Annotated in this window: 10 protein-coding genes; 3 read left to right on the top strand and 7 right to left on the bottom strand. The window is 61.2% G+C overall.

Annotation, left to right across the window (positions count from 1 at the left end):
• Window positions 1-82 precede the first annotated feature (82 nt).
• From AB4N92_RS03215 to AB4N92_RS03225, 3 genes are all read right to left on the bottom strand, one after another.
• Window positions 83-2,965 carry an RHS repeat-associated core domain-containing protein gene (locus AB4N92_RS03215; protein WP_236267121.1) on the bottom strand — a complete coding sequence of 961 codons (2,883 nt, stop codon included), beginning with the start codon at window positions 2,963-2,965 and terminating at the stop codon, window positions 83-85.
• A 231-nt stretch (window positions 2,966-3,196) separates the two neighbouring features.
• Window positions 3,197-3,490: a BolA family protein gene (locus AB4N92_RS03220; protein WP_010208898.1), complete on the bottom strand. Its 294-nt coding sequence runs from the start codon at window positions 3,488-3,490 to the stop codon at window positions 3,197-3,199.
• A gap of 12 nt (window positions 3,491-3,502) precedes the next feature.
• Entirely contained in the window at window positions 3,503-4,024 is a 522-nt protein-coding gene (locus tag AB4N92_RS03225; RefSeq protein ID WP_010208895.1) for a DUF2059 domain-containing protein, read from the bottom strand.
• 193 nt (window positions 4,025-4,217) lie between these two features.
• On the opposite strand from AB4N92_RS03225, the gene AB4N92_RS03230 reads away from it, so the two are divergent.
• On the top strand, window positions 4,218-5,600 hold the full coding sequence (locus AB4N92_RS03230; protein WP_047540511.1) for a class II fumarate hydratase: 1,383 nt from the start codon (window positions 4,218-4,220) through the stop codon (window positions 5,598-5,600).
• On the opposite strand, the gene AB4N92_RS03235 is transcribed toward AB4N92_RS03230, so the two are convergent.
• The 4 genes from AB4N92_RS03235 to AB4N92_RS03250 all read right to left on the bottom strand — a co-directional run bounded on the left by AB4N92_RS03235 (window position 5,597) and on the right by AB4N92_RS03250 (window position 14,436).
• Window positions 5,597-6,553 (bottom strand): DMT family transporter, encoded by a 957-nt coding sequence (locus AB4N92_RS03235; protein WP_021490795.1) that lies wholly within the window; start codon window positions 6,551-6,553, stop codon window positions 5,597-5,599. The two genes, AB4N92_RS03230 and AB4N92_RS03235, sit on opposite strands and share 4 nt — an antisense overlap.
• Before the next feature lie 130 nt (window positions 6,554-6,683).
• A complete protein-coding gene (locus AB4N92_RS03240) occupies window positions 6,684-7,868 on the bottom strand; it encodes a thiolase family protein (protein ID WP_010208890.1) in 1,185 nt (394 codons plus the stop codon).
• A 91-nt stretch (window positions 7,869-7,959) separates the two neighbouring features.
• Window positions 7,960-9,486 carry a polyphosphate:AMP phosphotransferase gene (gene pap / locus AB4N92_RS03245; RefSeq protein ID WP_236267120.1) on the bottom strand — a complete coding sequence of 509 codons (1,527 nt, stop codon included), beginning with the start codon at window positions 9,484-9,486 and terminating at the stop codon, window positions 7,960-7,962.
• A gap of 102 nt (window positions 9,487-9,588) precedes the next feature.
• Complete coding sequence (locus AB4N92_RS03250; protein ID WP_236267119.1) at window positions 9,589-14,436, bottom strand: NEL-type E3 ubiquitin ligase domain-containing protein; 4,848 nt, start codon at window positions 14,434-14,436, stop codon at window positions 9,589-9,591.
• Between the two features lie 212 nt (window positions 14,437-14,648).
• On the opposite strand from AB4N92_RS03250, the gene mnmC reads away from it, so the two are divergent.
• Window positions 14,649-16,649: a bifunctional tRNA (5-methylaminomethyl-2-thiouridine)(34)-methyltransferase MnmC2/FAD-dependent 5-carboxymethylaminomethyl-2-thiouridine(34) oxidoreductase MnmC1 gene (gene mnmC / locus AB4N92_RS03255; protein ID WP_044287585.1), complete on the top strand. Its 2,001-nt coding sequence runs from the start codon at window positions 14,649-14,651 to the stop codon at window positions 16,647-16,649.
• 134 nt (window positions 16,650-16,783) lie between these two features.
• Complete coding sequence (locus AB4N92_RS03260; RefSeq protein WP_010208886.1) at window positions 16,784-18,556, top strand: N-acetylglutaminylglutamine amidotransferase; 1,773 nt, start codon at window positions 16,784-16,786, stop codon at window positions 18,554-18,556.
• The last annotated feature ends 1 nt before the right edge of the window (window position 18,557 follow it).

Consider the following 18,557-nt stretch of genomic DNA (forward strand, 5'->3'; position numbering starts at 1 on the left):
TAGCTCACACGCACACGTGGTACTGAGCGCAATGTAGTGTGTCGATATATGAATGAGCCGCTGCGGCGGCCCATTCATCCTCCTACTTTGTAGGCCGCGGGCCTCGGCGCCAGCCCGCCTCCAAGGTCGAATACCCGCGCCTGGCAAACTGTACGAAAAAGCCACGCCATTCGGTCAGCGCAGAAATCATCCCGCGGGCCACCATCACAATGTTGCGAGTCACCCGGCCCTGGGAGGCCACCGGCGAGCCCGTCAGCGCAACGGCCAATGCCTCGACACCGGACGCAGCCCAATGCGTCCACACCTGATTGAACATTCTGCTCAGCCCTCCGTGCGCCGTCGCGACAGGGTCCGGCAGCTGCAGGGTTTGACCATGGGAGTCATGGGTGGCCGTCGGGTGACCTCCACGAATCATCGTTCCCATCGCTGCATCGTATGCCTCTATTGCGGGTGTGACATTGGGCAGCATCAACGCAGGCACTTCCCCGCCGTATACCGCGTTGGCCACCGTTGCGAGGCCATAGGCCGCCGTTGCTCCGGCGGTGCGCGTGACCCTGCCGCGCAGGGGCGTGCTGCCCCAGGAGACGCCGGTACCGTGCCCACGAAGGACCTGCTGCACGAGTTCCCTGGAGAGTGCGCGTACATGCCCACCCAACCGCCGGACTGCCACCGGGTCCCAGCTGTGCTCGGCTTGATCACCTATCGAGTCGCCATAAACGGTATACCCCACACCCGCAGCACCCGCAAAAAGAGCGCCGATCTGTGGCGCAAATCGCGTCCAGTTACCCGCGACACCGGTGCTCATATGTGCCGTGGAGACGGCATCCAGCACCGCGACGGTAAGGCGCAAGATTTGGTTGCGTTGGGCGGTGGGCTGGATGTTGCTGAAGACCGCCAGATCGACACCTGTCGAAATAGCATTGGCAATATAGGTGGATAAACCATCGCGAATCGCAGCCGATGCGCCCGCCTGCATCCTGGGTCGAGCAATACGCGCCATATGCGCGAGCCTGCGACTGATAGAAAGCCTGCGCAGTTGTGTCTGCCGGGGCTGCTCCAAAGCCGGTGTCGCCGTCAGCCCCTGCTCATCGACCTTGGTAACGGGGTTGCCGCCGACCATGGCGTACAAATTCAAGCCATCGGCATCGCCGGTCGGGTCCGGGCTGATCCAGCGACACAACCACGGCGCGTAATACCTGAAGCCGTAGTAGGACAGCCCACTGGCATCGCGCTCCTTGCCCGAATAACGGATGAATTTATAGCTCGCCTCGCTGGCGCTTTTCGCCGCCCACCACGCGGTACCACCGTAGGGATAATAGCTTTCCTGGCTGAGCAGCTGTGCCTGCTCACCCAGTTCCATCGTGCTGCTGCCCAAGTGGTCGGACAAGCCATAACGGATCTGCACATCCTGGCTGCTCCCCGAAGGGTGACGATCCCAGAACAGTAGCCGGACGGTAAGGGTACCGACATCGAGGTTGAGTACATTCAGTTGCTCACCCGTTGCACTGTCATGGCGAATCTCCAACCCTGGCAAGTAGCGCACCTGCGCCGTATGCGACACGCCCTTGGCGTGGGTTACCCGGCGCTTGAGGATGCGTCGACCGGTTGCGTCGTACGCATAGCGCTCCTCATCGTCGTTTCCTCCCTCGCGCTGCACCTGGGTGATGCGCACCAGTTGATTGCGCACATCCCAGCCCATCCCATGATGGCCCTCAAACGCTTGCAGATTGCCGTTCCGGTCAAAGTCCTGCCCCCACCCCGACACGGCACTGCCGTCGGCCTGCGGCATGAAATGATTACTGGTGGCGGCCACGCTCATCCGGCGCGTGAAACCCGTGCCACTGCTGGGCACATGCTGCAACTCAAGCAAATTGCCGGCCGCGTCATAGCTGAACTGTTGGGTGTAGCGACGCCAGACGCTGTCGTCAGTCGAGCCGAACTCCAGCCTTGCGGGTAACGCGGGTCCCCCCTGGTTGCCAGCGGTTTCGCGCCCGCTGGCCTTGGTCAATTGCGATAACGTGTCGTACTCATAGACGCAGGCCGAACTGATCCGGGTGTTGCTCGACCATTGTGTCGGCTGGGCGAGGTCGTCGATCCGCACAATGTTGCCGACGCAATCATAATCGTAGGTCAGGTCTTGCAGCGCCGTGCTCGCCGCCCCTTGCACACGGGCACTCATCTGCCGCAAGCGACCATCGGTTTCACGGTAAAGCAGGGTACGCACAACGCCATTCCCCGCGCGCTCACTGATCACTTGGCCCGCCGCATTGTAGCGACGCTGGCCCATCAACGGCGTGCGCACGCCGCCCGTGGGCAACACAACGATGCTCGCCGGTTGGCCGTCAATGCCATAGGCATACTCAAGGCGATTGCCCTTGGCATCCGTATGATGCAAGCGCTCACCCAGCGCGCTGAAACCCGTTGAGGCCTGGAAGTCCTCAGGTTCCAGGCGTGCGTCGCGTTGCGCATCGTCCAGCGGCCAATCCAGCGCCGCAGTCGCCTGCCGGAAGCGTCGAGTTTGCCGGACAACTTCTCCGTGCAGACCATACAACTCGTGGAACAACGAACCACCGCCGTCATCATGCCGAATCACCCGGCCACAGCGATTGTGTGCGGCTTCCTCAAGCGAGTGTGAAGCATAGGCAATACGCTCGACACACAGCGGTTGCTCGTCATTGGCCGCTTGCTCGAAAACGGCGATGGGCCGCACGTATTGATCGTAGTGATGCGCCTGATGAGCGCCCCGCCCATCCCACTCTTCCAATAACTGCCCGGCCTCACCCGGTAACGTGAGCCGCCAGCCGGCATCCACGCTGTCGATGCGCAATGCATTCCCGCCAAGGCTGTAGACCGTGCGTTGATTGGCCTGGGTGCCAGCCTCTGAGTGCGACAATTGCAACAGACGCGGATCCCACTGCTCGATCATCAAGCCGGAACTGTCAAACACCTGACGATGAATGCGCACTTGCGGTTCAGACTGTGCGCTTGAGCGGTGATACTCGACGTTACGAACAATCAATCCACGTGGGTCGAATGCCGTAAGTGAGGGAGTGTTTCGGTGAAGTGAAATAGGCATGATTTCCTGACCCCAATGACACAATGGTCAGAAAAGCCTAAGGATCATGTCTTGGAGAAAGGAGGTCTCAGGGTATGCAGGCATCAACCGGTCATCGCCGGTTGAAACCTGCAGACAACCTCAATGCCCGCCGGCGCAGGTCGGCGAGGCCGGGGCTGCGTCGATTTTCGCCCATTCTTCAGGCGTGTAGGTATGCAGCGCCAGCGCATGAAACTCGCTCATCAGGTCACCCAGGGTGGCGTAGACCTTCTGGTGGCGCTTGACGCGGTTGAGCCCATCGAACTGCTGGCTCACCAGCACAGCCTTGAAGTGGGTCTGCAACCCACGGCTGTGCATATGGCTTTCATCCAGCACGCTCAAGTGATTCGGGCCCAGTGCGGCAAGTGCCGTTTCGATACGCTGTTGCATGGTCATTGCCGGCTCCACTTACTTCTTGGCAGGGGCGGCGGGTTTCTTCGCCGGTGCCAGTTCGTTGGTCATGTCTTCCAGCAGCTTGTTCACCACCGGCACGGCGCTTTCCAGCTTGGCCTGGGTCATCTGGGCCGATTGCTGGGTCAGTTGCGGCATTTTTTCCAGGACTTTCTTGCCCAACGGCGACTGGTAGAAAGCAACCAGGTCCTTGAGTTCGGATTCGCTGAAGTTGGTGGTGTAGAGCTTGACCATGTCCGGTTTCAGTTTTGGCCAGCCGATAGCCTGGTCCAGGGCAGCGTTGGCCTTGGCCTGGTAGCTGTCCAGTACGGACTGCTTGGCGGCAGGCGCCTTGGTCTGTTCGAAACGCTGGGCGAACATTTGCTGCACTTGCATGTACACCGGGGTACCCAGCTTGTCAGCGTGGGCCAGGGTAAGGAAGGCTTCGGCACTGGCGTTGTGGCTGGCGGTATCGGCAAAAACCTGGCCGCTGGCGCAAACCAGAGCAACCGCGGTACAGATGGCACGAAGACGAGTCATCGAGTTTCCTTTTCTAGCAGGCGAGGTAAGACCCCAAGGGCGCCCATTCTGCGCCTAAAAAACCTTAGGGCTCAACCCCAGGCCTCGTAGGACAAGGATTCTCGGGGGATGAACCCGATGAAACGTCTTTTAGGGAACCCCACCGGTCGATCAAGGCCTAAACTGCGCAAACAGACCTGAAGGAGTGTGCCCGATGAGCCGTATCGAAACCGACAGCCTGGGAGAAGTCCATGTCCCGGATGACGCTTACTGGGGCGCCCAGACCCAACGTTCACTGGTGAACTTCGCCATCGGCGAACAGCGCATGCCCCTCGCGGTACTGCACGCCCTGGCCCTGGTCAAGAAAGCGGCGGCACGGGTCAACGACCGTAATGGCGACTTGCCCGCCGACATCGCCCGCCTGATCGAACAGGCCGCCGACGAAGTACTCGCCGGGCAACATGACGACCAATTCCCCCTGGTGGTCTGGCAGACCGGCAGCGGCACCCAGAGCAACATGAACGCCAACGAAGTGATCGCCGGCCGCGCCAACGAACTGGCGGGCAACCAGCGCGGTGGCAAGAGCCCGGTGCACCCCAATGATCACGTCAACCGTTCCCAGAGTTCCAATGACTGCTTTCCCACAGCGATGAGCATCGCAGCCGTCCAGGCTGTGCATCAGCGTTTGTTACCGGCTATCGCCACGCTTTCCGGTGGTCTGGCCGAGCAGGCCGCCAAGCACATGAAGCTGGTGAAGACCGGCCGCACGCATATGATGGATGCCACGCCGATTACCTTCGGCCAGGAGCTCTCGGCCTTCATCGCCCAGCTCGATTACGCCGAACGCGCCATTCGCGCCGCCCTCCCCGCCGTCTGCGAACTGGCCCAGGGCGGCACGGCCGTCGGCACCGGGCTCAATGCGCCCCATGGCTTTGGCGAGGCGATTGCCTCCGAGCTGGCGGCGCTGTCGGGCTTGCCGTTCGTCACGGCGCCGAACAAATTCGCCGCCCTCTCCGGTCATGAACCGCTGGTGACCTTGCACGGCGCGCTGAAAACCCTGGCCGTGGCCCTGATGAAAATCGCCAACGACCTGCGCCTGCTGGGCTCCGGCCCGCGCACCGGCTTGGCCGAGGTGAAGTTGCCGGCCAACGAGCCGGGCAGTTCGATCATGCCGGGCAAGGTCAACCCGACTCAGTGCGAAGCGCTGTCGATGCTGGCCTGCCAAGTGCTGGGCAATGACGTGACCATCGGCATTGCCGCCAGCCAGGGGCATTTGCAGTTGAACGTGTACAAGCCGGTGATTATCCACAACCTGCTGGAATCCATCCGCCTGCTGGCCGACGGCAGCAACAACTTCCAGGAACACTGTGTGGCCGGGCTTGAGCCCGACCCCCTGCAAATGGCCGAGCACCTGGAACGCGGTCTGATGCTGGTAACCGCGCTCAACCCGCACATCGGCTACGACAAGTCGGCAGAAATCGCCAAGAAGGCTTACGCCGAAGGCCTGACCCTAAGGGAGGCCGCGCTGGACCTGGGCTACCTCACCGATGCGGAATTCGACCAGTGGGTTCGTCCGGAAGATATGCTGGGTGCCTAGGGCGCCACGCGTAACCGCCGGGCCTTGAGCCCGGCGAGCAACGACGGCGCCAGCGCCACGGTCGCCGAGCCCAGCACCACCACCAATGCCCCGGCATAACCCAGGGCGTTGATTTCTTCAGCCTGCACATACGCCGGCCACAGCCACGCCGCCAGGGCGACTGCCACAAAGGTCACCAGCGGTGTGAGCGCCAAGGTCGCGCTGACCCGCGACGCTTCCCAGTGGGCCAGCGCTTCGGCAAAGGCACCGTAGGCCACCAGGGTATTCATGCAGCACGCCAGCAACAGCCAGGCTTGCAGTGGGCTCAGGTCCAAGGCCTCCAGTGGATGCGCCCAAGGCGTGAGCAACAAGGCGCAGGTGAGGTAGATCACCATCATCACTTGCAGCGAATTCCATACCGTCAGCAACTGCTTCTGGCCCAGGGCGTAGAACACCCAAATAGACGTGGCGAGCAGGATGGTCAGCACGCCGGCGGTATAGGCGCCAAGGGACGTCAGCAACTCTTCCAGGCGCTGATTGAAGAACAGGCCGAAGCCTGCGATCAACACAAACAGCCCGAGTACCTGCCCGCGACTGAAGCGCTCCTTGAACACAAACACACTGGCGATCATCAAGAAGATCGGCCCCATCTGCACCACCAGTTGCGCCGTACCAGGGCTGAGCCTTTTCAGACCCACCAGGTACAACACGTAGTTGCCCACCAGCCCACACACCGCCATCCCTACCAGCCATCCACCCTTGGGGCCCAACACGCTGCGGCTGGGCAAGCGCTTGGTCAGCGCCAGGTAGACGAACAGGCAACTGCCGGCCACGATCAGGCGAAACCAGGTGACGGTGATCGGGTCCATCACTTGCAGCACCTGCTTGAGTTTGATCGGCAGAATGCCCCAGAGCAGCGCGGTCAGCAGGGTCAGCAGAAAACCATAGACCCAGCGGCCGGAAGAGATGTGCATGAGTGCCCCAGAAGCCAGAGGAAGTGGAGCCGCATTCTAGGGGCAAGCGAAAGGATTGGGCTACGCCGCATTTCAAAATGTGGGAGCGGGCTTGCCCCCTCCCACATTGACCTCATTTAGCCAATTGAAACTAGCGCACCGCTTCGAACAAGCCAGTGGCGCCCATGCCCCCGCCCACGCACATGGTGACGATGCCGTAACGCAGATTACGCCGTTGCAACTCACGCACCAGGTGCCCCACCTGCCGCGACCCGGTCATGCCGAACGGGTGGCCGATGGAAATCGAGCCGCCGTTGACGTTGTACTTGGCATTGTCGATTTCCAGGCGATTACGCGCATACAGGCACTGGGAGGCGAATGCTTCGTTGAGTTCCCACAGGTCGATGTCCGCCACCTGCAAGCCTTTGGCCTTGAGCAGCTTGGGCACCGAGAACACCGGGCCGATACCCATCTCGTCCGGTTCGCAACCGGCCACCGTGAACCCACGGAAAAACGCCTTCGGCTTGAGCCCCAGTGCCAGGGCTTTTTCCAGGCTCATCACCAAGGTCATCGAAGCGCCGTCGGACAATTGCGACGAGTTACCCGCCGTCACCGAACCGTCTTCGGCGAACACCGGCTTCAAGCCCTGCAAGCTGGCCAGCGTGGTGTCCGGCCGGTTGCAATCATCGCGGTCGACTACGCCATCGAGCACCTGCGCTTCTCCGGTGTTCTTGTCTTCGACCTTGTACTTGACCGCCATCGGTACGATTTCATCGTCGAACAAACCATCAGCCTGAGCCTGGGCCGTACGTTGCTGGCTTTGCAGCGCATACATGTCCTGTTCTTCGCGGCTGACGCTATAGCGCCGCGCAACAATCTCGGCAGTCTGGCCCATGGGGAAATAGAGGCCCGGCACCTGCTCTTTCAGCAGCGGGTTGATCAGGTTGTCGGTGTTGACGCTTTTCAGGGTGAGGCTGATGGACTCGACGCCACCGGCGACGATGATATCGCTGCAGCCCGACGCGATCTGGTTGGCCGCGATGGCAATCGCCTGCAAGCCCGACGAGCAGAAGCGGTTGAGGGTCATGCCCGCCGTGCCGGTGCCCAGTTGCGACAACACCGCCACGTTGCGCCCGATGTTGTAGCCCTGGGCGCCTTCGTTGGAGCCGGCGCCGACGATGCAATCTTCCACGGTGGCCGGGTCGATACCGTTGCGGGTGAGCAGCGCGTTGACACAATGGGCCGCCATGTCATCCGGGCGGGTCTGGTTGAACTTGCCACGAAAGGATTTGGCCAGGCCGGTTCGTACGCTGTCGACGATCACTACTTCACGCATGGGCTACCTCGATCTTGTGAGGGTTGGGAGATGGACCGAGGATAGATCCAGCTCCCGTCAACCGCGACGATCATTCACCCTGTGGATAGGCCTACTTCTTCTTGCCTTTCTTGACTTTCTTGTCGTGCTTGTCGGATTTCTCGAACGCCTCTTCCAGCGCCTGGTTGATCGTGCGCAGCACCTTGACCCGCGCCCAGCGCTTGTCGTTGGCTTCCACCAACGTCCAGGGCGCGATTTCGGTGCTGGTGCGGTCGACCATATCGCCCACGGCGGCACGGTAGTCGTCCCACTTGTCACGGTTGCGCCAGTCATCCTCGGTGATCTTGAAGCGCTTGAACGGGATTTCCTCGCGGGCCTGGAAGCGTTCCAGCTGGGTGGCCTTGTCGATGGCAAGCCAGAACTTGACCACAATCACAGCCGCGTCGCGCAGTTGTTCTTCAAAGTCGTTGATCTCGCCATAAGCGCGCATCCAGTCCGTCGGGGTGCAGAAGCCCTCGATACGCTCCACCAGCACACGGCCGTACCACGAACGGTCGAACACGGTGAACATGCCCCGCGCCGGAATCTTCTGCCAGAACCGCCACAAATACGGTTGAGCGCGCTCATCTTCACTGGGCGCGGCAATCGGCACGATGTGGTACTGGCGCGGGTCCAGCGCCGCCGCTACCCGACGGATCGCCCCGCCTTTGCCTGCCGCATCGTTGCCTTCGAACACCGTGACCAACGCGTGCTTGCGCATGCGCTTGTCGCGCATCAGACCGGAGAAACGCGCCTGCTCGGTGATTAACTGTTCTTCGTAATCGTCCTTCTCCAGGCGTTGCGTCAGGTCGAGGCTGTCCAGCAGACTCTTCTTGTCCACCGACGCAATCAACGGCGCCGGATTCATACCGCTGGCCTTGCCTTTGGGCAGCTTCAGCGCATTTTGCATGCCCTCCAGCAGCAGCTTGCCCACGGTGAGCCCACGGTAATTGCTGTCGACCCCTTCGATCACATGCCACGGTGCATAGTCGCGGCTGGTACGACGCAGCACACGCTCACCGAAATGCACGAATTTGTCGTAGGTCTCGGACTGCTGCCAGTCCAGCGGGCTGATACGCCAGCTGTGCAGTGGGTCGTCGGCCAGGGACTTGAGCCGCGCCTTCATCTGCTTCTTGGACAGATGAAACCAGAACTTGAAGATCAGCGCGCCTTCATCGCACAGCATCTTTTCCAGGCGCTCGGCACCGGCAATGGCCTGGTCAAGACGTGCGTCCTTGATCTGCCCATGCACCCGGCCCTGCAGCATCTGGCTGTACCAGTTGCCGAAAAAGATCCCCATGCGGCCTTTGGCGGGCAGTTGCCGCCAGTAGCGCCAGGCGGGCGGACGGGCCAGTTCTTCGTCGGTCTGCTGGTCAAAGGTGCGCACTTCGATCAGGCGCGGGTCCATCCATTCATTGAGCAGCTTGACGGTCTCGCCCTTGCCGGCGCCTTCGATGCCGTTGATCAGGACGATCACCGGGAAGCGCTTCTGTTGTTGCAGTTCGTACTGCACTTCCAGCAGGGCTTCGCGCAAGGCCGGCACTTCGGCGTCATACGTGTCTTTGTCGATGGCGTGACCGATTTCGGCGGATTCGAACATGGGCAGCTCCGTTTCAAGATGACTCAAGACTAGCGGATTGGGCACCACGCCAGTCAAGGAATTCCAACAGGCTTGCCGTGGATCAATCATCGGGGGCGACGGCTAATTCCCCGGAACGTGGCAAATACCCAGGTCCTGATCCTTCAACATCTGCTGCGTGAGGCGTTCCACCACGCCGCTTATTGCTCGCCGGCGCGGCGAACGCAGGGCCTCCATTTGCTCGAGGTATTGCGCGTCGGTGAGGTTCTGGCTGTTCTCGAAGAGTGTTTGCTGCCGCGAATCGAAGGACGCTGTCGCTGACTGGAATGCATCAGGAAATTGCTGTTTAAGGTGGGCTCTCCAGAACGCCAACTGTGTAATGAAACGCAGGAATGCAGGTGAGAGTTCTGCCGTGCGCACTTGGGAGTGCGCCACCTCCAGACCCTCGTTGGTCACATTGGCGAATAGTGCAAAATTCAGGTGCTTGGGCTGCCCCGGCAATTGCAGGGACTGGGCCAAGCCGACCCGGAATGCCAGGCTGACTTCCAGCGGGTCCACAGAAAAGTGTTCGGCAGCGTAGGTCGAAGCAATTTTTTCCAGCTCGCTAAGGCGAAACAAACCGCGGCTCAACTTCAACAGCGCCCCGGAGTTGCCCTGCGCGCGACCAGCCTGGAGCGTCGCGCTCTCAACCTCCTTCAAGACTTCCAACTGACTGAAAATCTGCGCAGTCCCATCTGAACAGTTCGCCGGATGAGCGGCCAGTTGAAAGACCCGCTCACGCAGCCCGACACTGTCATGGGTCGCCTGCAAGACCTCCCAGACGCGCCGGGTCAAATCCTCGCGTACGTAACGACTGTCCGCAGTCGCTGACAGTTGGGCCAGCAACTCGAACAATGGTGCCGATTCCGGATCGTCGCGAAGGTTGGCCCAAACCGCACGTTTGTGGGCATCTCGGCTGGCCGTGTCCTTTGGCAACCACAACGCCCTGGCTTTCAACTCAGTCATGCGGGGTTGATCGTCCTCGACATACCCCATGCCAATCCCCACTTCGTCGCGATAACGCTCAAGTGCCTCGACCGTCGAACGGGATAACGGGTTACCGCCCAGGTTAACCGACTGGCTGAAACTACGCGGCGTGGTAAACACCCACTCGGGCAGCACCGTGATCGAGTTGCCGCGAAGGTCCATTTGCTCCAACTGGGCCAACCGCCCGAGCCCTACGGGCAGGTCGGTGATTTTTGTGTCCTGCAATAACAGCGTATGCAAATCACGCATCTTGCCGACATCCACCAGCTTTTCCAGGGGATTGTGGCTCAAGTCCAGCCTCCGCAACGTGCTCATGTCAGCCAATTTCACCCGGGTGTATTCGGTCAGGGCCAACCGGTTGCGGGGCATCGACAGACTGTCGAGCGCCAACATGCGTGAGAGTATTTCCGGTAATCGGGTCAGACGGTTTCGGTCCAGGTCCAGACGCCTCAGCCCCTTGAAACACTTCAGGAAATAAGCGACATCATCGCCTAACTGCATGTTCTTGAGTGACAGCTGCTCGACATGGTCGAAACGGATTTCAGGGGGCAGCGTCGGCAACGAACCAATGCGCATCCCGTCCAGGTTTAAACTGGGTACGGACGTCTGGTGTTCATTCAGAGCAAAACTTTGACGTCGCCAACAGGCCTCAAGGCGCTCTGCCACCTGCTCGCGGCTATACCGGATGTCACTCAGGCCCGGCTGTTTATCCAGGCCCTGGATATCGCTCTTCCAGTGCCTGAGCAGTGCTCGCAAATGAGCCAGCTCTGCCTCCAGACGCTTTACCGCCTTGGCCCGGGAAAGATGGTCTGCGCCCAAGGCCAGCAGCAACGACGACACTTGCCCGTCACTGAACAAGGGGTATAACCCTTTCACCTTACGCACCAGCGCGGGCGGATGAACCAACGGCCCCGTCGGTGAGTCGGCCATTCTGCAGGACGCTGCCTCCAGCACGGGCTCTTTGACTTTGCCGGAAAACGCTTCGGCGGCCAGTTCCCGTTCCCCCTTCGCCTGCGACGCGCACATGTAGCGCAACCGCCAGAGGTTGCTGGCCTCCTCGGGTGGTAAACCCAGTGCCACCCGCTGGCGCCCCGTCAGCGCCGCATCAATTGCCTCGAACAGGCCGTCCGGTCCGGCATAAGGCCCACCGATACGCAGGCCCTTGTCATTGAACGCTTCAAACCCGGCGTCCGATCTGACCACGACTCGCCGCACGCTGGCCCCAGTGAGTGCGCCCAAGGCCAGCAACTCGCCCTGTGGCGAATCCTCGCGCAACTCGAGCTGCAATTCCCGCCCCCACCCCGCTACACGCGGCATTGACCGGACCGCGAGGAGCGCGGTATCCAGGCTGGCCAACTCTGGCTGCTCAAACCCCATCAGGGCGCGGTCCAGGCGTTGCTCCCCAAGGGCACGTTGCACTGCCTCGGCCAGTGCCATGGGAATCCGTTGATTATCATGCAGGGACTCACGCTGCACCGTTGAGGTCTCGGCCATCAATTCGCGCAGCAGCGTACAGGGCAATTGCGGATAGGCACGCCGGAGCAACGCCCCTTCGGGCGGGACTGGGCCGTCATAGGCCTGATACAGCTGCTCAAACAACGGCTTGTGATCAGCCTTGAGCTGCGCGAGCAACTGACGGGACAGCACCGCGTGCTCCTGATCGGCCGCAACACCCTCTCCCAGCAGGGCGATTTTTTGTGGCTTATCCAGCCCGGACAACAGCACATCGAACACTTTCCCCTCGCTGAGCATCTGCTCGGTGACCGGCAAACGCAGGCTCACGGGGTTAGACGCTGCGTTGGCGGGGTAGCGGGCCTTGACGCTGCCCTGGGCATCCAGCAGCTCAAAATAGCGTCCCTCAGGCCACCCTTGTAACAGGGGCAAGGCGTGCATCTGCACGGTTGAGTTTTCGAGGCTGGGGGAGGCACCGTTTTCCAACTGCCAGATCAAATCGCGAATGGACTGATCCAGCCTGAAACGCTCGTACAGGTCGCGAAAGCGTGCGGGAAAGGGTAAGCACTCCTGGGCCTGATAGACGCCCCAATCGTGGGGTTTGTCCATAATGGACTTGATCTGTAGAAGTTTCCTTGGCGGGAGCGAGGCGCCGGGGCCCGTCGGTTTCAAGCGTGAAAAGAGATACTCGGGGTCCTCCCACTCGTCAGGTTTTTCCAACGCAAAACGCCAACACCCCTCACCGTTATGCAGCACTTCGGGGCGATAAGCCGTGTGCCGAGCCGGGTGGTGTGCCCGCCACTGACCCAGTTTGGCGTCGAACGAAACCCGGTGCACACAATCATTGATCACGACATATGAATGCCCCTCCACCTTGTAGACGCCAGAAGCGTCCGCCGGCTCGTCGTCGATAAGGCTCCGATCGTGGGCGTACTGGATGAAATTGGGGCGCCACAGCCGCTGGTTCCCATCAGCCGGGCGAACCACTTCATACTTGCCAAAAAAGCTATCCAGGCTAAGGCCGCTGCGCTTGAGTACCGACCCGACCACCTTGCTCCCTGCCGCGAATAACACCATCGAGGTGATATTTTCCGCCACCCCCGCCAACTGCTTGAACGCCTCTTCCTTGTCACCCCGGCGCCAATCTTCAATGCCCTCATATAGCTCCCCGAGCATTTGGCCCAGCGCCACGCCCGTCATCAAAATCCCCAGCTCCGGGACGACAAACCCGGCGAGGTTGAGCACCGTCAACCCGGCATCCAGGTACGCCTGCAAGCGCTGTTCACGGACCTCTTCATCCACGTCAGCCACCGGCACCGCCAGCGCCCGAGCATCGGCTTGCAGCTTTGCTGTGTAAGCGTCGAAAAAATGCTGCGCCAGGCTGACCGTAATGCGGTTTTCTTGCAGCACCCCCAGCGTGTGGGCATGTTCGAAACGGCTAAAGAAACCGGCCCGGTCGCCCTGACTCAGGTAGCGGCTAAAGAAGGTACGGTAGGCGGCTACTTCACTCTTGCGCTTAAGGTAGACCTGAAAATCGTCCAGCGAGGAATACTCAAACAATGGCCGCTCGGGCTCATTGGGCATATACACCACACAAGGCTCATGCGGGTATTGCACAATCGATCGACCCGAGAACACCAGGATGCTCCACAAGCAACCGCCCTGTGTATTCAACCCCTGCCAAATGACCGGAAGCCCTTGAAAGCGCACCCCTGCCGCCTGAGCCTGGGACGGTGTGAGTGAGCGGTCCAGCAAGGCGCACAGCATCCCATAGGTGGCCTGGGTGATATCCCCCCGCATCAGGGCGATATGGGCATCGATTTTCATATCCAGGGTTTTCATCCGGCCAATATCGGTCGCCACATCATTGATGTAGGGCTCATCACTCGCCGGGGCGCTGTCCAGTTTGAGCACGTCACGGATGTGCTGCTGATACAAGCGGCCAAGATCCAGGGCCCGACACCCCTGGGCAAACGCATGGGGTGACAGGCCGATGACCTCCCCCGCCGCAGACCCCGACTGCAGCAGCGACCCCGCCGGATAGTGTTGCGCTTGCGCCTCTTGCTCAGAAAAGTTCTGCATCGCCACATGCAACAGGCTGTCCCGCACCAGCCTCACCTTTTTCACGTACTGCAACGGTAAAAGCTCTGTCTCGTACTCGTTCACAGCACGCACGAAGCGATCTTTTTTGGGCTCCAGCGTCAACTGCCACCGTGTCTGGCAGTAGTCCTTGAGCCGCTCATTGCAAAACTCATCCAGCGCCTGCAAGGGCTTCATGCGCTCGGCGACGCTCGCCTGGGCACCGGCCACCTGTACGACCTCTCTCTCCAGTGCTTGCAGCACGCCAGGCGGCGCGTTGACCATCCAACCCGGCAGCTTTTTTTGCAGCAGTTGGGCCTTGTCCAGATCGCCCGTCATTTCCAGTAAAGCTGCTTGCAGTTGCCTCTGGGTCAACTGGTTCAACTTGTTATTCAAATCATCCTTGGGCCGCATCAGCAATATCCTTTATTGCCAGAAAATCAAGGAATGACGATACCGCAGCGGCCTGCGCGGAATTAACGCTGATTGTTGATGGGTTGGCGGGCGCGCGCAGCAGTATTTCCCATGCAAAAACTGTAGGGCTACCACCCTGGATCAGCCCTGTGACGCGTGATCGGCTAGAATGGCCGCCTTGCCTTTGCCTGCGTTATTTTTATGAGCCGCCCATGAACCCCGTAACCCACGCCCAGCTCGACTGGGACGACCAAGGCCGCCCGCGTTCGCGAGTCTTCGACGATGTGTACTTCTCCGACAAGTCGGGCCTTGAAGAAACCCGCTATGTGTTCCTTGAGCAGAACCGTTTGCAAGAGCGCTTTGCCGCCTTGCCGGTGGGCGGTCGGTTGGTGATTGGCGAGACCGGTTTCGGCACGGGCTTGAATTTCCTATGCGCCTGGCAACTGTTTGAACAACACGCGGTAGCCGGTGCGCACCTGCACTTTGTCAGCGTAGAAAAGTACCCGTTGAGTCGCGCCGACCTGCAACGTGCCCTCGCCCTCTGGCCCGAGTTGCAGCCCTTGGCCGCGCAACTGCTGGCCCAGTACATCGCCATTCACCAGGGTTTCCAGCGCCTGGTGCTGGATAACGGTCGCGTGACCTTGACCCTGTTGATCGGCGATGCCCTGGAGCAGTTGCCACAACTGGACGCACAGGTCGATGCGTGGTTTCTCGACGGCTTCGCCCCGGCGAAAAACCCGGAAATGTGGACCGCCGAGCTGTTTGCCGAACTGGCGCGCCTGGCGGCTCCAGGTTCGACCATCAGCACCTTCACCAGCACCGGTTGGGTACGCCGGCTGATCAATGCCGCCGGGTTCAAAATGAAACGCACACCGGGCATTGGCCACAAGTGGGAGATCCTGCGCGGCGAATTCCTCGGCTGGCCGGCGGACGCACCCGCACCGTCCGCTGCCAAACCATGGTTTGCGCGCCCTGCGGCGTTAGCGGGCGAACGGCACGCGCTGGTCATCGGCGGCGGCCTGGCCGGTTGCGCCACCGCCTCCAGCCTGGCGGCACGCGGTTGGCAAGTCAGCCTGCTGGAGCGCCACGCGAGCCTGGCCCAGGAGGCCTCGGGTAATCCGCAGGGCGTGCTGTACCTCAAGCTGTCGGCCCATGGCACAGCGCTGTCGCAACTGATCGTCGCTGGGTTCGGTCACACCCGGCGCCTGCTGGAGCACCTGCACCGTGGCGTCGACTGGGACGGCTGCGGCGTGCTGCAACTGGCCTTCAACGCCAAGGAAGCCGAACGCCAGGCACAGCTTGCACACGCGTTCGCACCGGACCTGCTGCACCTGCTGGACCGTGATCAGGCTCAACAACAGGCGGGGATCAGGCTGGCCCAGGGCGGTCTGTTTTTCCCGGAAGGTGGCTGGGTGCATCCTCCGGCGCTGTGCCAATGGCAAGCGGCGCATCCGCTGATTAAGGTACTCACTCATCATGAGGCCCTTGAGTTGCACCGTGTCGACGACCAGTGGCAAGCCCGCGACGGCGATAGGGTACTAGCCAGCGCCACGGTGGTCGTGCTCGCCGGGGCTGCCGACATCAAGCGATTCGCGCTGAGCGCTGACTTGCCGCTCAAGCGTATTCGCGGGCAAATCACTCGGCTGGCGCAAACAACGGCCAGTGCGGCCCTGGCCACGGTGGTCTGCGCCGAGGGTTATGTCGCGCCAGCCCGGCGTGGCGAACACACCTTGGGTGCCAGCTTTGATTTCAACAATGACGACCTCACACCAACGGTTGCCGAACATGCCGGCAACCTGGCGATGCTGCGCGAGATTTCCGAAGACCTGGTGCAGCGCCTGGGGGCCAATCAACTGGTACCAGAACAACTGGAGGGCCGTGCCGCCTTTCGTTGCACCAGCCCTGACTACCTGCCAATCGTCGGGCCATTGGCCGACACCGAGGCGTTTCAACGCACCTATGCGGTACTGAGTAAAGATGCCCGCCAGGTACCGGACATACCCTGCCCATGGCTGCCGGGGGTGTACATCAACAGCGGCCACGGCTCTCGCGGGCTGATCACCGCGCCGCTCTGTGGCGAGTTGCTCGCCGCCTGGCTGAATGACGAACCGCTGCCGGTTCCGGCCAGCGTAGCCGAGGCTTGCCACCCGAATCGGTTTGCCCTGCGCGCGTTGGTAAGAGTCAAGTCAACGGTCAACAAAGAGCGGCATTGAAGCCATCACGGCTATTTGCCTTATAACTTATTGGTCTAAAACTCCGCGGATAGCACTGGGTCAGTTTCTGGGTACGCGCCCTTTGGGCGTATTGAGAATGACCCCTCCCCAACGGAAAAACCGGTAAGGAATTTATGTGCGGATTAGCTGGAGAATTACGTTTCGATGCCCAACCTGCCGACCTGGCTGCGATTGAGCGCATCACCCATCACTTGGCCCCACGCGGCCCTGATGCCTGGGGCTTTCATGCCCAAGGGCCGATTGCCCTGGGCCACCGCCGCCTGAAAATCATGGACCTTTCGGACGGCTCAGCCCAACCGATGGTCGATTCGCAGCTCGGCCTCAGCCTGGCCTTCAACGGCGCGATCTATAACTTCCCGGAATTGCGTCAAGAGCTGGAAGCCTTGGGCTACGCCTTCTATTCCGGTGGCGACACCGAAGTTCTCCTCAAGGGTTATCACGCCTGGGGCGAGGCGCTGCTGCCCAAGCTCAATGGCATGTTTGCCTTTGCCATCTGGGAACGTGATGCCCAGCGCCTGTTTATTGCCCGCGACCGCCTTGGGGTGAAGCCCTTGTACCTGTCGCGCACCGGCCAGCGCCTGCGCTTCGCCTCGGCATTGCCGGCGCTGCTCAAGGGCGGTGATATCAACCCGATCCTCGATCCGGTCGCCCTCAATCACTATCTGAATTTCCATGCCGTGGTGCCTGCGCCGCGTACCTTGCTGGCGGGCATTGAAAAACTGCCGCCGGCGAGCTGGATGCGCATCGACGCCAGCGGCAAGACAGAACAGAAAACCTGGTGGACCCTGCCCTACGGCCCACATGAAGATGAAAAAAACCTGACCCTGGAAGACTGGACCGACCGCGTCCTCGACAGCACGCGCGAAGCCGTGGCCATTCGCCAACGTGCGGCGGTGGATGTGGGCGTGCTGCTTTCCGGTGGCGTCGACTCAAGCATGCTCGTCGGCCTGCTGCGGGAAGTGGGCGTACAGGATCTGTCGACATTTTCCATCGGTTTTGAAGACGCCGGCGGCGAGGCCGGGAACGAGTTCCAGTACTCCGACCTGATCGCCAAGCACTATGGCACCCGCCACCACCAGTTACGCATCGCCGAAAGCGAGATCATCGAGCAATTGCCGGCGGCGTTCCGTGCCATGAGCGAGCCGATGGTCAGCCACGATTGCATCGCCTTCTACCTGCTGTCGCGGGAAGTGGCCAAGCATTGCAAAGTGGTGCAGAGCGGCCAGGGCGCAGATGAGCTGTTCGCCGGTTACCACTGGTACCCGCAGGTGGACGGCGCGAGCGATCCCTACGCCGCTTATCGCGACGCGTTTTTCGACCGCAGTTACGACGATTACGCAGCCACTGTCGCGCCGAAATGGCTGACCGCCAATGATGCCGCCGGCGACTTCGTGCGCGAACATTTCGCCATGCCCGGCGCCGACGCCGCCGTGGACAAGGCTCTGCGCCTGGACAGCACGGTGATGCTGGTAGATGACCCGGTCAAACGCGTCGACAACATGACCATGGCCTGGGGCCTGGAAGCACGTACGCCGTTTCTCGATTACCGCCTGGTCGAACTCTCGGCCCGCGTGCCCGGCCAGTTCAAACTGCCCGACGGCGGCAAGCAAGTCTTGAAGGAGGCCGCGCGCCGCGTGATTCCGAGCGAAGTCATCGACCGCAAGAAAGGCTACTTCCCGGTGCCGGGCCTCAAGCATTTGCAGGGCGATACCCTGAACTGGGTGCGTGAACTGCTGCTCGACCCGAGCCAGGATCGCGGCCTGTTCAACCCGACCATGCTCGACCGCTTGCTCACCGACCCGCAAGGCCAACTGACCCCGCTGCGCGGCTCCAAGCTGTGGCAACTGGCGGCGCTGAACCTGTGGCTCAGCGAACAAGGAATCTGAT

It is taken from the genome of Pseudomonas sp. S3_A09 (assembly GCF_054668065.1).